The 14,899-nt window shown below is 45.6% G+C and carries 14 protein-coding genes and 4 tRNA genes; 13 read left to right on the top strand and 5 right to left on the bottom strand.

The window, feature by feature from the left end:
- Both E2K52_RS05180 and rluD read right to left on the bottom strand, forming a co-directional pair.
- Positions 1–384: laccase domain-containing protein (locus E2K52_RS05180; RefSeq protein ID WP_151204089.1), on the bottom strand; the 384-nt coding region annotated here is incomplete at its 3' end.
- Between the two features lie 38 nt (positions 385–422).
- Positions 423–1,475, bottom strand: a complete 1,053-nt coding sequence (gene rluD / locus E2K52_RS05175; RefSeq protein WP_151204088.1) for a 23S rRNA pseudouridine(1911/1915/1917) synthase RluD — start codon at positions 1,473–1,475, stop codon at positions 423–425.
- Positions 1,476–1,546: 71 nt separating this feature from the next.
- On the opposite strand from rluD, the gene E2K52_RS05170 reads away from it, so the two are divergent.
- Positions 1,547–2,512: an outer membrane protein assembly factor BamD gene (locus E2K52_RS05170; protein WP_151204087.1), complete on the top strand. Its 966-nt coding sequence runs from the start codon at positions 1,547–1,549 to the stop codon at positions 2,510–2,512.
- A 214-nt stretch (positions 2,513–2,726) separates the two neighbouring features.
- Complete coding sequence (locus E2K52_RS05165) at positions 2,727–4,631, top strand: DNA primase (protein ID WP_151204086.1); 1,905 nt, start codon at positions 2,727–2,729, stop codon at positions 4,629–4,631.
- A gap of 245 nt (positions 4,632–4,876) precedes the next feature.
- On the opposite strand, the gene hemA is transcribed toward E2K52_RS05165, so the two are convergent.
- The gene (hemA, locus tag E2K52_RS05160; protein ID WP_151204085.1) at positions 4,877–6,196 is read right to left on the bottom strand and encodes a glutamyl-tRNA reductase; all 1,320 of its coding nucleotides are present in this window, start codon (positions 6,194–6,196) and stop codon (positions 4,877–4,879) included.
- Positions 6,197–6,274: 78 nt separating this feature from the next.
- Between hemA and E2K52_RS05155 the strand changes: the two genes are divergently transcribed.
- From E2K52_RS05155 to panD, 11 genes are all read left to right on the top strand, one after another.
- Positions 6,275–7,975, top strand: coding sequence for a tetratricopeptide repeat protein (locus E2K52_RS05155; RefSeq protein ID WP_151204084.1), 1,701 nt, complete (start codon positions 6,275–6,277; stop codon positions 7,973–7,975).
- 19 nt (positions 7,976–7,994) lie between these two features.
- Positions 7,995–8,576, top strand: coding sequence for a lipoprotein insertase outer membrane protein LolB (lolB, locus tag E2K52_RS05150; RefSeq protein ID WP_151204083.1), 582 nt, complete (start codon positions 7,995–7,997; stop codon positions 8,574–8,576).
- Between the two features lie 19 nt (positions 8,577–8,595).
- Positions 8,596–9,426: a 4-(cytidine 5'-diphospho)-2-C-methyl-D-erythritol kinase gene (gene ispE, locus E2K52_RS05145; protein ID WP_151204091.1), complete on the top strand. Its 831-nt coding sequence runs from the start codon at positions 8,596–8,598 to the stop codon at positions 9,424–9,426.
- Positions 9,425–9,499: transfer RNA gene (locus tag E2K52_RS05140), tRNA-Gln, on the top strand. The genes ispE and E2K52_RS05140 overlap by 2 nt, the downstream gene beginning before the upstream one ends.
- A gap of 25 nt (positions 9,500–9,524) precedes the next feature.
- Positions 9,525–9,599: transfer RNA gene (locus tag E2K52_RS05135), tRNA-Gln, on the top strand.
- Between the two features lie 18 nt (positions 9,600–9,617).
- Positions 9,618–9,692, top strand: a tRNA-Gln gene (locus tag E2K52_RS05130).
- Between the two features lie 91 nt (positions 9,693–9,783).
- A tRNA-Gln gene (locus E2K52_RS05125) sits at positions 9,784–9,858 on the top strand.
- A gap of 36 nt (positions 9,859–9,894) precedes the next feature.
- The gene (locus tag E2K52_RS05120; protein WP_151204082.1) at positions 9,895–10,848 is read left to right on the top strand and encodes a ribose-phosphate pyrophosphokinase; all 954 of its coding nucleotides are present in this window, start codon (positions 9,895–9,897) and stop codon (positions 10,846–10,848) included.
- A gap of 98 nt (positions 10,849–10,946) precedes the next feature.
- The gene (gene rplY, locus E2K52_RS05115) at positions 10,947–11,243 is read left to right on the top strand and encodes a 50S ribosomal protein L25 (protein WP_151204081.1); all 297 of its coding nucleotides are present in this window, start codon (positions 10,947–10,949) and stop codon (positions 11,241–11,243) included.
- A gap of 19 nt (positions 11,244–11,262) precedes the next feature.
- Positions 11,263–11,844, top strand: a complete 582-nt coding sequence (pth, locus tag E2K52_RS05110; RefSeq protein ID WP_151204080.1) for an aminoacyl-tRNA hydrolase — start codon at positions 11,263–11,265, stop codon at positions 11,842–11,844.
- Positions 11,845–11,987: 143 nt separating this feature from the next.
- On the top strand, positions 11,988–12,368 hold the full coding sequence (gene panD / locus E2K52_RS05105) for an aspartate 1-decarboxylase (protein ID WP_151204079.1): 381 nt from the start codon (positions 11,988–11,990) through the stop codon (positions 12,366–12,368).
- A 75-nt stretch (positions 12,369–12,443) separates the two neighbouring features.
- Here the strand turns inward: panD and E2K52_RS05100 are convergent, their stop codons facing one another.
- Entirely contained in the window at positions 12,444–13,007 is a 564-nt protein-coding gene (locus E2K52_RS05100; RefSeq protein ID WP_151204078.1) for a GDYXXLXY domain-containing protein, read from the bottom strand.
- The gene (locus E2K52_RS05095) at positions 13,004–14,800 is read right to left on the bottom strand and encodes a DUF2157 domain-containing protein (protein ID WP_151204077.1); all 1,797 of its coding nucleotides are present in this window, start codon (positions 14,798–14,800) and stop codon (positions 13,004–13,006) included. The genes E2K52_RS05100 and E2K52_RS05095 overlap by 4 nt, the downstream gene beginning before the upstream one ends.
- Positions 14,801–14,899: the final 99 nt, after the last annotated feature.

The following is a 14,899-nucleotide window of genomic DNA, read 5'->3' as shown; positions in this document are numbered from 1 at the left end:
AGCATGCAGGTTGGCAACCTCGGTTCCTTCCTGATTCACCAGCACCACCGGCAAACAGTCTGCCGTCATCATTATGAGGGCATGCGCTTTACGCTGCGTCACCAGACCATCTCCCACCAGTGCTTCAAACGGGAGCTGTTCATTAATAGTATGGCAAATCGTGCTATGCGTCTGGGTCATCCAGGTGATTTTATCCACACCGAAAGGCTGAAAATCCTGTAGCAGCTGAATGCGGTGCTTGTAGACACGTGCAGCCTCATCATTCACATGCAATGCCAGGTTAAAACCTGCCAGTTCCGGCTGCATAGATGGCTGAACCTGATCATGATGGACACGGGTCTGACCCACATATACCCCTTGAGGAAGTCCTGCGACAAATTGCATCTCGATTCCTTATACTGATGACGGCCTAGATAGAAAAATTAATACGCTTTGTTTTCGCTACGCAGTACTTCAACCAGATGGGCGAAATCTTCTGGCCACGGCGCTTCAAACATCATTTCCTCATGGGTACGTGGATGAACCAGTCCGAGCTTAGCGGCATGCAAGGCCTGACGCTTAAAACCGCGTAGAGTATCTTCAAGGAGCTGCGATGCACCTGCCGGTAAACGTACACGCGGCATATATACCTGATCGCCAAGCAGGCCATAGCCTAAATAGCTAAAATGCACACGAATCTGATGAGTACGACCAGTTTCCAGACGCGCCTGAACACGGGTGAAATGCTGGAAGCGCTCTTTTACGTTGTAATGTGTGATGGCATCTTTACCACCGGGCAATACCGCCATTTTGACGCGATCCACCGGGTGGCGTTTAATCGGTTCATCAATGGTGCCACCAGCAATAATATTGCCGTAAACCACCAGATCATACAGACGATATACCGATTTCTTTTCCAGCTGTTTACTTAAAGCAAACTGAGCCTCAAGGTTTTTTGCCACCACCAATAAACCACTGGTGTCTTTGTCGATTCGGTGTACTAAACCTGCGCGTGCCAGCTCAGACGATTTCGGATAATGATGCAATAAGGCATTGACCAGAGTTCCTGAAGTATTGCCTGCACCCGGATGCACCACCATACCCACCGGCTTGTTAATGACAATAATGTCATCATCTTCATATACAATGTTTAACGGAATATCTTCCGGCAGGCTACGGGTCTGTGATTCAAGCTCAACATTGAGTGTTAATGTTTCAAAACCGTCACTTTTAAATTTGGGCTTAACTGGTTGACCATTCACCAATAAATTGCCCTCTTTAATCCACTGCTTGAGTTTTTCCCGAGAAAAGTCACTCCAGACCATTGCAGCAATCTGGTCGATACGCAGGCCGATATAAGTTTCATCCAATTGAAATTGCAACGATAAACGTGTTGCAGTTGGTTCTGAAGTATGGTTATCTGCATCCTCAGAATCTTCAAGTAAATTGAAATCAGTCTCAGGGATATTAGAATTGGAAGATTGTGCTTGACTCATTTGCTCATTCAGACAAAAGTGGTTTAATAGTGCAATTGTAGCTCATTGCCCGTATTAACAGAGGAATTTTTATGTCGCTACCACATTATAAAATGACAATGCTTGCAATTACGTTAGGCGTTGCATCGGCAATGGTAGGCTGTAGCAGTAATCCCAAAAAAGAAGTCGTGGACAAAGGTCCAGAGTCTAGCGAACAAGTTTATATTCAAAAAGCACAGAAAGCGCTAGATCGTAATCAATATAGTGATGCAGCAAAACAGCTTGAAGCACTGGAAACCTATTTTCCGACCAGCCAATATGCACCGCAGGCCCAGCTTAAGCTGCTCTATGTCAAATTCCAGCAAAAAGATTTTGAGGGTGCTGTCGCACTGGCTGAACGTTTTATCCGTCTAAACCCGCAGCACCCTAACGTAGACTATGCCTATTATGTGCGTGGTGTGGCCAATATGGAACAGAACTATAATGGCCTGATGCGTTATACCTCACTAAAACAGTCGCACCGTGATGTCAGTTATCTGAAACTGGCCTACCAGAACTTTGTCGATTTCATTCGCCGCCATCCATCCAGCAGTTATGCAGTAGATGCCGCGCAACGTATGCAGTTTATCGGTCAGGAACTGGCAGAGCATGAAATGAGTGCAGCGCGTTTCAACCTGAAACGTAAGGCGTATCTGGCTGCTGTAGAACGCTCATTGTGGGTGATCGAACACTATCCGAAAACACCTCAGATTCCGGAAGCTTTGGCCACAGTCGCCTATGGATATGACAAGCTGGGAGATAAAGCAACTTCGCAGCAGTATATTGAAGTTTTGAAGCTGAACTATCCGAATCTGGTGAAAGCCAATGGTGAGGTCAACCTGCGCGCAGCGCGTCATGAAGGCAGCCTCCTGAACCGTGCGACTTTGGGTATCTTTGGTAAAGGTGCCAGCACGGCAACTGATACTACAAGCCAGCCAGCAGAACTTGAACCACCAAAACGCAGCTGGACCAACCGCATATCATTTGGCTTACTGGACCGTCCGGAGAGCGAAGACTAGGTCTGACAGAACCGTTCAATCAGGTCACGGTTCGAGGTGCAATTTTATTAAGGGCAAGGTATCATACTTGCCCTTTTGTTTTGTCCGGGCAATGCTTGAACAATCTGCTCAAAAGGTATACAAAGGAATTTACAAGACGACAGTTCCATTAGACTATTCTCATTTTTTCAATGATTTAGAATTTAGAAACGCAGCACGAGCAGCTCAATACACCATGGCCATTCCTCAGCATACGATTGATCAGATTCTCGATCGCACCGACATTGTCGATGTGATTGGTCAATACGTGAAATTAAAAAAGACTGGCCGTACCTATTCGGGCTGCTGCCCCTTCCATCAGGAAAAGTCACCTTCTTTCCACGTCTATCGCGACAAGCAGTATTTTCACTGTTTCGGCTGTCAGGCCAACGGAAATGCCATCCGCTTTTTGATGGATATTGGCAGCCGTAATTTCGTCGAGGTGATGAAAGAACTGTCCAGCCAGACCGGGATTGAACTGCCTAAAGACAATAAAGATTCCAACCGGCTGAAATACAAGCGTGAAGCCAAGCCCAAGCCGGTCACAGCGCCGCCTGTAAAAACAACAAATCTACCCGCAAATCCTGCACCTGAACAAGCGGCTTATTTTGACCCTTTTGCTGAAATTCAGGCGCCAGACCCTGAATTTTATACCGATGATCCATTTGCCTCTTTTGAGCAAATGCCAGCTGTAGAAAGTCAGGCTGACGGCAACCTGTATGACTTACTGGAAAATATTGCACAGTTTTATGAACGCCAGTTACCTCACAGCCCAAATGCCCAGCAATATTTTAAACAGCGCGGTTTAAGTCATGAAACTGTGGCCTACTGGCGCTTAGGCTATGCCCCCGAGGACTGGCAACATCTGGAAAAAGCCTTTCCACAGGATATTCAGGGACTCAAACTGCTGGGCCTGATTCGGACCAGTGACAGTGGCCGGGATTTCGACCTGCTACGTGACCGCGTCATCTTTCCGATTCGTGACAGCAAAGGCCGGATCGTCGGTTTCGGTGGCCGTGCGCTAAATAATGAAATCAAGCCCAAATATATCAACTCGCCAGATTCAGAAGTTTTCCATAAAAACCAGCTGCTATACGGTTTATACGAAGGCCGCAAGCAAAAAGCCCAAGACTGGCTAATGGTCGAAGGTTATATGGATGTGATTGCCTTACAGCAAGCCGGCATCCATGGTGCCGTGGCGACCCTGGGTACAGCCAGTAATACTGAACATCTGAACATCCTGTTTAAGCAGAATAATCGGATTACGATTGCCTTTGATGGTGATGCCGCCGGACAAAAAGCTGCACGGCGTACTCTGGAAATTGCCCTGCCGCTCTTAAATGATGGCCGTGAACTTAAGTTCTTTGTCCTGCCGGATGATCATGACCCAGACTCGTTAATTCGCCGTGAAGGACTGGAAAATTTCCGCCGTTTACTGGATCAGGCCCCGCTGCTTTCGGACTTTGTCTTTGCTCACCTGACCCGAAACCATGATGTGGCCACGCCCGAAGGCAAAAGTCAGGTCATGGGTGAACTGCGCCAGCTAACTGAACTGTTGCCCAAAACAGGCTCATTTCGCTATCTGCTGCAGCAGTTTTTCCGGGAAAAATTAGGCTTTAGTCGAAAGTGGCAACCCAAAGTCAATAATGACGCCTCTTTAAGCTTTAGTACCAAGATTGATGCTGAAGAATATGTCATTGCAATTTTAATGAATCACCCCTATCTGTATATTCATTTTGAGCCTTTGCGTGCCCTGATTTCGCCCGATCAGCTACTGTTTAAAATACTGAATATTCTGAATATTATTTTTGATGAATTACCGGATGATCCCGAGCTTTCGATTTATTATGTACTCGGGGCCTGTGCGGCCTATCATCGTGAATTGCAGCATATTCTGCAACATGCCAATGTCAGTGACTATACCTCCTCCCCGGAACAGGCGGACAAGCTGGCTGCTGACTTTTCAATCAAGTTGCAATATCAGTGCTTACAGCACAAGATCAGATCGAAAAAATTTAATAGCATTGCAGAAATGAAAAATCTCAAGATGCAGATTTATGAAATTGATAAAAAGCGCTCAATGACTCTGCTGGAAGATTAAGCGCTACTATAATTATCATTTTTAGCTCTCTATCAAAGTTTCAGACCTATATTGCATCTGCCATTTTTCTAGCGAAACCCGATTAAAGATATAGTTTGGAAATAGAATTTGAAGCGCTTGCTAGGAAAGCATTTTGCAAAACCTGCTAGTGTTTCGGCCAGCAAATAAAGTCAGCACTCTGCAAGATAAATCCACCAGAAAAAGCTATCGGGCAAGAAAATAACAAGAGTAATAGCAGTCTTTCGTTAAATATCTATAGTCTTATCCATCAAGGATAAATCCTCATGCTTCGGCTTGCGGCGCTTATCCATCACATCATGCAGGTTATCACGCATCAGTTCAAAAATACCTGGATCTTCTGCTTTTGCGGCTTCACGTAACAAAATCGAAGTCGGATGCAGCAGTTTCTGGGTCAGACGATGAGAAAACTCGGCCAATACTTTCTCTGCATTTTCTCCCTTGGCAATGCGCTGGGTCGCAAGTTGCAGCTCTTCCTGACGCAGAACTTCACCATGTTCGCGATAGGCATGAATGGTGCTACCCGCCTGATTGACCTTTTGCTGGGTCATCAGCTCAGTAGCCAACTGATTGACCATCACTTCTGCTTCAACGGCTGCCTGACGACGCTGCGCCAGATTCTCATCAATCACACTTTGCAGATCATCTACACCGTAGAGATAAACCCCATCCAGTTTTTCAATTTTCGGATCAATATCACGCGGTACAGCCAGGTCCACCAATAACATTTGCTGATAACGGCGTTTCTTCAAAGCGGCTTTGACATCGGCATAAGGAATTACCTGGTGCAGACTACCGGTGCAGCTGGAAATCACATCAGCACGATGCAGATGAGCCGCCAGCTGGTCAAAGTCAATAATTTCCACATCAACCCGATGGGCAATTTCCTGAGCCAGAGTTTCAGCACGTGCCTGGGTACGGTTACAGATAATGATCTTGCCCACCCCCATTTCCGCAAGGTATTTGGCCACCAGACTGTTCATCTCTCCTGCTGCAACCACCAGAATAGTCAGCTTTTCAGGGTGACTAAACACCTGAATGGCCAGCTGGGCAACGGCATAACCCATAGAAACAGCATGGCTTCCTACAGCAGTTTCCGAACGCACGCGTTTGGCTGCATAGAAAGCATATTCAAAAATACGGTTTAAGTCCTGAGAAACGATTTCGGCTTCTTTGGCCAGCGTTAAAGCAGACTTAACCTGTCCCAGAATTTGAGGTTCCCCAAGCATCAGTGAGTCCAGACCGCTGGCTACCCGCATCAAATGTGTAACCGCCTGAGCATTTTCATAACGATAGACATGATTTTGCAGTTGTTTGACATCAACCCCATTTTTTTGGGCAAGCCAGTTCAGCACGATGTCGACATTGTCCGACATCGCGTAAACTTCGGTCCGGTTACATGTAGAGACCACCACCATATCGTTTAATTCAGGGTGTTGGCTCTGTGCAGCGAGCAAGGCACTTAATTTTTCAGGATTAAATGCTATCTGTTCGCGTAGCTCTACAGAGGCAGTTTGATGGTTGACACCCAATGCAAAGAAAGACATATCAGGTCATCATTTCAATAAATTTATGCTATTGTGCAACATCGGTGTCATAAAAAGCATTACTTGGATCAAGAAAAATTGCGTCAAACAGCTAGCCGTATGAACGGGCCTACAATTAAGCAATATTCTACCACATTCTTGCTGGTAGGGAGCATGGTTTCAACTGTGCATCTTCATGCAGCAGGAACAGCCTACCATGCAAATCAGAATTATGATGCCATAAAGCAAAGTATGGTGGCTGAGTTTGCGCTGGCCTATCATGATATTCCAACTGCCCTGCATAACTATACCGTGCTGGCGATTAAAAGTAATTCCACCGCCGTGAAAGAGCGCGCACTCAATATTGCCCTGGAACACGATGACCTATCTGCGGCACTGGACATTTCCACGCACTGGGTGGTTCAGGAACCGCAAGATGTGCCCGCATTGTTCTACTTGTCGCACATCGCCTTAAAAGCACATGAGTATGAGCTGGCCGCAGAAACGCTGGAGAAAATCCTGCACATTGATGACAGCGCAGATCTGGAAGAGATTCTGGCCGGAATTTCCCCTGAAGATTCTGAGGACCGCGCCTACCTGATCAATGCGCTCAGCAAAAGCAGTGCTAAAAACAACCCCTCGATTCTTGTTCTGATTGCCGGCCTTGAAGCCCAAAATGGCCAGCTGGCTCAAGCACTGGAAACCATTGGACAAGCACTCAGAAAAAGACCGAAGACAACCGGCTACATACTGCTCAAAGCCAACCTGCTGGATGCCATGGGCGATTATAACGAGACGCTAAAATGGTATGAAAAATCCAGCCGTAAACATCGTAACAACCTTGAGGTGCGACTGGCTGAAGTAAAATACCGCATCAAACTGAATGATTCAGTGACTGCCTTAAAAAAATTGCAGGATATTTTAAAGAAATGGCCGACTGCTGAAGAAGCCCTGTTTATTGCCGGTCTGACCAGTATTGATTTAAAAGAATATGAACAGGCTGAAAAATATCTGGTCGAGCTACGCTATTCGGCGCAGTATCAAAACGAAGCCTATTACTATCTGGCTGTGAATGCCGAACGTAAACAACATTATGAAACAGCAAAAGCCTATTATCGACTGGTAGATGGCAGCCTGTATATTGTCTCTCGGCGTAATATTATTTCCATCTTTGCCAAGCAGGACAAACTGCATGATGCTTTACGTTTCCTGACCCAGGAACGGGTGAATTATCCACAGCACACCAGTTTTCTGTATCTGGCCCAAGCCGACATCCTGAAGCGTATGGACAATAAAAAGGCTGCGATTCGTCTTCTGGAAGAAGCCAGCAACAACCTACCGGATGACCCGGAGCTGATCTATGCCCAAGTACTGTTGCTTGATCCTTTTGCAGACCGCAACAAGCTGGATAAACTGCTGCAAGCCCTGCTCAAAATTGAGCCGCATAGCCCAACCTATCTGAATGCTTATGCCTACACCCTCGCCATGCAAAATCGCCGCCTTGAAGAAGCACGACATTATGCAGAGCTGGCCCTGGAATATGCACCGGAACAGGCATCAATTCTGGATACTTATGGCTATATCTGCTATTTGCAAAATGACTTTGCTAAAGCTTCCCAGGTGCTGGCCAAAGCTTATACGCTAAATGCCAGTCTTAAGATCGGAATACGTTATGCACGTGCCTTATATATGCATGGAGATTTACAGCAATTTCATCAAGTGTTACAACAACTACAACAAAACCACGCAAATGCCCCCGAATTAGAACAACTTAATTCGTTATTGTTAGCACCACAATAAACAACAGGTAACTACACCTATGCGCTATTGGAACTCTTTAGGCTGCAGCATGTTTGCAGCCACTGCCTTATTCATGACGGGCTGCCAGCACATTGTCCAGCCTCAAGCACCGACCACCGGTACGGTACTGGAAGCAGAAAACCAGTTCCAGTTACAGGGGAAAATCGGCGTACGCACCCCACAGCAAAGTGGCAGTGCTTTTTTCACCTGGGTACAGCAGCAGGAAGAATTTGACATCGAACTGACTGGCATTTTAGGCGTGGGTCGAACCCAGATTTCAGGCAAACCCGGCCAAGTCACTTTAAATAGCGCAAAAACCGGACTGATTCAAGCGGAAAGCGCTGAGGAACTGCTGCAACGTGCAACTGGCTGGCAGGCACCCATAAGCCATCTGGTGGACTGGGTACAGGCGCGTCCTTCCACTCAGGCTGCTCAAATCCAGAAAGATAGTGCCCAGCGCATCAGCCAGATTATAGAAGATCAATGGAGGGTAGAGCTAAGCTATAACCAGCAGGCAAAACTGCCAAACCGCCTGATTTTAAAACACGCGCTTGAGAACGGTGGTGAAAACCGTATTACAATGCTGATTCAAAACCGTTAACTGCTCTGATCCAGATATGATGATTCGTGTTCCCTCCCCTGCAAAGCTGAATTTGTTTTTACATATTACCGGTCGCCGGCCGGATGGTTATCATGAGCTGCAAACCATTTTCCAGCTGATTAACTTATATGACTGGCTGGAGTTTGAACAAAGCGCTGATGATGCGATTCAGATTGAGGGACTGGCTTCGGTCGATCAGGAACACAACCTGATTTATCGCGCCGTGCAGATGTTACGGCCCCATGCCAAGACTCCTTGTGGTTTAAGCATTCATATAGAAAAAAATATTCCAATGGGTGCAGGTCTTGGCGGCGGCTCTTCCAATGCAGCCACAACGCTGATTGTGGTCAACCAGCTCTGGCAATGTGGCCTTAGCACCGGGCAACTTGCCGAACTTGGGCTAAAGCTCGGGGCAGATGTTCCCATTTTTGTGCATGGTCTGAATGCTTGGGCCGAAGGCATTGGTGAACACTTAACATTCATAGACTTAGATCAAAAAAAATTCATTGTATTAAAACCTGACTGTTTTATCAGCACTCAACAGCTTTTTTCACAAAAAATGTTGACAAGAGACACGAAGCCATCTAAATTTTGCGCCTATCAGCAAACACCATCTGATTTTGGAAATAACTTTGAGCCAGTAGCGAGAAGCCTATATCCGGAAGTCGATGCAGCCATGCAATATCTTGACCAGTTCGGAGTTGCAAAGTTGACAGGTACAGGTGCCTGCGTGTTTATTGAGGTAACTGATGAATTGAATATCGCGGATATTCTGGTAAATGCGCCATGTAAAGCTTACCTGGTGGACAGTTTACAAGAATCCCCTTTACGTCAATTCAAAGTTCAATAGGGGTATCGCCAAGTGGTAAGGCACCGGGTTTTGATCTCGGCATCCGTTGGTTCGAATCCAGCTACCCCTGCCATTTTTCACCTGTAGATGTATGTATTAGGGGTATCGCCAAGTGGTAAGGCACCGGGTTTTGATCTCGGCATCCGTTGGTTCGAATCCAGCTACCCCTGCCATTTACATTCATCAAATCTAGGGGTATCGCCAAGTGGTAAGGCACCGGGTTTTGATCTCGGCATCCGTTGGTTCGAATCCAGCTACCCCTGCCATTTCTCGAAAAAAGACAGAACATCTATTTGCGGTAAGACTGTTAATTTACCTTGACATAACATCGCAAAAATATTAAAGTTCTGCCGCATTAGGGGTATCGCCAAGTGGTAAGGCACCGGGTTTTGATCTCGGCATCCGTTGGTTCGAATCCAGCTACCCCTGCCATCTACTTCCATACATACCAACCGCCAAGGGTGCTTCATGCCCAATCTTGTCGTTTTTAGTGGAACTGCACATCCACAATTCGCTCAAAAAGTCGTAAGTCATTTACATATTCCTCTAGGCGCTGCCTCTGTAGGTCAGTTCTCTGATGGCGAAATCGCTGTTGAGATTACTGAAAATGTTCGTGGTAAAGACGTATTCATCGTACAACCTACTTGTGCCCCTACCAACGATAACCTGATGGAAATCCTGGTGATGGCTGATGCATTGCGTCGTGCAAGTGCTGGTCGTATTACTGCCGTGATCCCTTACTTCGGTTATGCCCGCCAAGACCGTCGTCCTCGTTCAAGCCGTGTACCAATTACTGCAAAAGTTGTTGCAGACATGTTGACTACCGTCGGTATTGACCGTGTGGTGATGATTGACCTGCATGCTGACCAGATTCAAGGTTTCTTCGATATTCCTGTCGACAACATCTATGGTACACCAGCATTGCTTGCTGACCTGCGCCAGCAGTCACATAATAACCTGATGGTTGTTTCTCCTGACGTTGGGGGTGTAGTCCGTGCACGTGCTGTTGCAAAACAGATGGGCGATATCGATCTTGCGATTATTGATAAACGTCGTCAAAAAGCGAATGAATCACAAGTGATGCATTTGATTGGTGACGTGAAAGATCGCGACTGTGTCATTGTCGATGACATGGTCGATACGGCAGGTACCCTGTGTAAAGCAGCAGATGCACTGAAAACTTTCGGTGCACGCAAAGTTGTTGCCTATGCTACTCACCCTGTACTGTCTGGCAAAGCCATTGAAAACCTGAAAAACTCTGTAATTGACGAGCTGGTAGTCACTGACACCATCCCGCTTTCAGAAGAAGCTCAGAATCTGGGCAAAATCCGTCAGGTTTCGGTTGCAAGCATGGTTGCTGAAACGATCCGTCGTATCAACAACGAAGAATCTATTAGCGCAATGTTCGATTCTTATCTATAATAGTGCGCTGAATTTCTAAAGCCCTGCCATTTGGCAGGGCTTTGTATCACCAGATCGGTCGCAGATCTGGTTCATTTAACTTAAATAGGATGTCTATCATGGCAAACTTCGTATTAAACGCAGAAGCACGTGAAGTAGCATTACAAGGGAAAGGTTCGAGCCGCCGCCTTCGCAATGCTGCTAAAGTACCTGCTATCATCTACGGTGGTGCTGCTGAGCCTGTAGCTATTACACTTGAACTTCGTGAGCTTGTTAAAGCTTTAGAAAACAACGCTTTTTTTGAAGAAGTGATTGAAGTTAAAGTAGGTGATAACGTTGAAAACGTGAAAATCCAAGCGTTACAGCGTCACCCAGCTAAAAACACACCAATGCACGCTGACTTCAAACGCGCATAAGTGTTGATGGTGTAAATTAGTGTCTAGTATTTCACTGATTGTCGGTTTGGGTAACCCAGGTTCTGAGTATGCCCAAACCCGCCATAATGCAGGCTTCTGGTTTGTAGAACGTCTTGCAGATCAATATGGCATTAGCCTTAAAAAAGACCCGAAATTTAATGGAATCAGCGGGCGTGGCAATATTGAAGGACAGGATGTTCGTCTTCTCATGCCTACAACCTTTATGAACCTTTCTGGTAAAAGTGTTGTTCCTTTCGCTAAATTCTACAATATCGCACCAGAATCGATCCTGATCGCCCACGATGAGCTGGATATGAATCCCGGCATCATTCGCCTAAAAACTGGCGGTGGCCATGGTGGACATAATGGTTTACGCGATATCGTGCCGCATATCGGTGCAAACTTCCATCGTTTACGTATTGGGATTGGTCATCCGGGCACTAAAGAACGGGTTTCTGGCCATGTTCTGAGTAAGGCACCAAGTAGTGAACAGGGTTTAATGGATGATGCTATTGCACACGTACTGGCCCGTACCAAAATGCTGGTTAACGGTGAAGTACAGCAAGCCATGAATCAAATTAATGCCTATAAACCGAACTGAACATTCAATAATTGCTGGACAATTACGCTTGCCTTGCAAGGCGTTTAGGCGCAAAATGCGCAAGCCTACTCACTGATCCAGTGCCGTAGAAACTGATTCAACCATAAGGTCAAAATCTTAGGTCAACTAAGGGGACGCTAGCCATGCTATCTCGTTTATTAAAATGCAAAATTCACCGCGCTTTTGTTACACATGCAGAATTACACTATGAAGGTTCATGTGCAATTGATGGCGTTTTAATGGATTTGGCTGGTATTCGTGAATATGAAGAAATTCATGTATGGAACGTGACCAATGGTAAACGCTTTACTACTTATGCAATTCGTGGTGAAGATAATTCCGGAATTATTTCAGTGAATGGTGGTGCAGCACATCAGGCCGATGTTGGCGATATCATTATTATTGCCACCTTTGGTGATTTTACTGAAGCTGAAGCCAATGCACATAAACCACGTCTGGTTTATGCAAATCCGGACAATACGGTGAATCACACTGCTAACTGTATTCCAGTACAAGTAGCGTAATTGATCACTCAAGATTCAAAAGCCCGCATCTTGCGGGCTTTTTTATTGCTAAAAATATTTCCCCTCTACAAGAGATCAACTGTCCTGCCACCAGCTTTTACGAGTTTTACAATTCAAGGAGTTAAGCTGCTGATCGACCAGATCCACTAGGACGGCTTCACCATTTTCCTGTACTTTTAATTCAGCAAATTTAGCATTGCGATAACAGGACTCCAGCCCTTCAGCGAACATAAAACTGTTGGCAGCAGGATATAAGCTCTCAAAAGTATTACGGGGATTTTTCAAAACAAGCTTGCTAAATGCTGCTGACCCACTAAGATGCCTTTGATCAAAACTGGTCGTGATCACTCTGCGCTGTTTATCCAGCTGCACATAACTTAGCACCTGGGACTGATTTTCAAAATCGTCAATACGAAGATCCGAGAAAGATCGTTGGCTACTCTGCCTCGCTGCAGCACCAAAATGCAGCTGATAGCTCAGGACCATATAATCTCCCTGAAGTATAGAGCGTGGATCTACAGGCATCAATTCAACGAACATACTCTGGCTATTTCTTAAATGCCATTCATGCTGCAAAATCAGTCCACTAAACAAGGCTATATTCAAGATGGCCAAATAAAGAGGAAGAAACTTTTTCATCTGGGCTCTCCTTCTCTACCTTCCAGCATTGGTCGGTTTAAAACATAAGCCAGCAGCAGTACCAGCAGCCCGGATGCAAAAATACTGAGACTTTTAAAAAGAAAGCTTAGACCCAGATTGTAATACAGCATCCATAACCAGAAGACCAGCAGCAAGATGGACAGCGCCTGTATCCAAACGTGCCGATAAACAATCGCCCACGCCATCAGCAGCAGAATTATTAAAATTTCAAAATAGCCCAGCCAGATTAATACTATTCCCAAGACGGGAACCAGCCACAGGAAATGCCGATTAAATTGCTGTTTATATAGCAGAATAAAGCTCAGTAGCCATATTGCCGGTAAAGCATAAAAAACCATGAGATTTTCAAGGTAAGAATGATCAGCTGGATGAATCATCTCCTGCTTAAATAAAGTTTGTAATATCGCGGTGGCTGCCAGTATGCAGATCATCCATAACTGTATGCTTTTGCTATAGCGGGATTCCAGCCAATAGCTGGTACTTATTAAAATAACGATGAGAATCAGATAATTGATTGACATCGCAATCAGCAACAACTGATCATGCTGTGTTTTTGAATAGAAGGTTGCAATCGCTAAAATATGTGCCATTAATAATTGCAACAACACCACCCACCAATGCATACGGCTCCGCATACTCAGCAGCGTAATACCTAGCTGAATCAGCCAGATCAGCACCAGGCTATCTGTTAGCCACTCCATATGAATCAGAACGGCGGCCTGACCACATAGCCACAAACAATACGCAAACTGGCGCAGAAAAACAGAGTTCCTGGTATGAATCAACCAGCAGGCAGCTACGATAAAAACCGCACCCATAAAAATGGAAAAACTTTTCCAATAAGTCAGCAGTAAGGCAGCCAGAATGATTCCAGTAATCCATGCACCTAGCGCCAGTGGAATCACTGAAAACCTGCTTTTGGGGAGGAGCTTCATCAACAAGCCACTGATCCCAGCGAACCAAGCAAAGATCAGTACAGCCAGAACCAGCAAGCCTCCGGCTGATTCCTGCAAATAGGACTTGGTCAGATCCAAGATCAGCACACTCATACTCAGCGCGAGTCCAGCCACCAGCAAGCTGGTTTCCAGCTGCTTACCAAGGCTGTAAAAATAAGCACTGAATATGAAGGGTAAGCTTAATACCGAACCTAAATACCAGATAGAGTTCGAGTTGATAAACTGGAACATACTCACTATGGAAATTATCACCACAGCCACAATCAACAGATAACGCAAAACCGAATAAAATCGCAGTGCATAGAAAAAGCTAACACCGGTGAGTACATTCAGAGCCAACCAATAGGCAGGCTCGGCACGTTCCATCCAGAAGCTCTGCTTGAAATACAGATACAGTGCCAGCTGGCTAATCACACAAAATAAAGCAAAAACACCAATATTCGGACGATACAACCAAGGCAAGAGCAATAAAGCCCACAATAAAAAAAGCTGATAACTATCCGCACCTGTTTGATAAATCTGCCCTATCACCGCTAGGCTTAATCCCAGCATCAGCCCCACAACACCATCTAGACTTTGTCTTACCATTTCTCGTGCGCTAAAGCGTATGCTGAGCAATGCCGAAGTCAGCACTAAGGCTTGTGGAATCAGGAGCTGTACCCACTTGGGAAGCATCCACCAGTTCGCAGCCAGCAGATATACAATACTGACAGCGATCAGCCCAATTCCAATGATCTGTAGGTATTGAATAACAGCAGGTTGAGTAAATAGCAGGAGTGAAAATGGATGGTCTGACTTTATGATTGTTTTAGACATTCTGAGCGGTTCAGTTTTATTTGATTTTACCTTAGCATAATTTTTACTGACTCTTCCAGACAGGATCGTTAAATCTCACTTACCTATATCTTTGTTTTT

The organism is Acinetobacter sp. RF14B, assembly GCF_006864105.1.
GTDB lineage: Bacteria > Pseudomonadota > Gammaproteobacteria > Pseudomonadales > Moraxellaceae > Acinetobacter > Acinetobacter lwoffii_C.
This window is presented reverse-complemented; position numbering and strand designations above follow the sequence as displayed.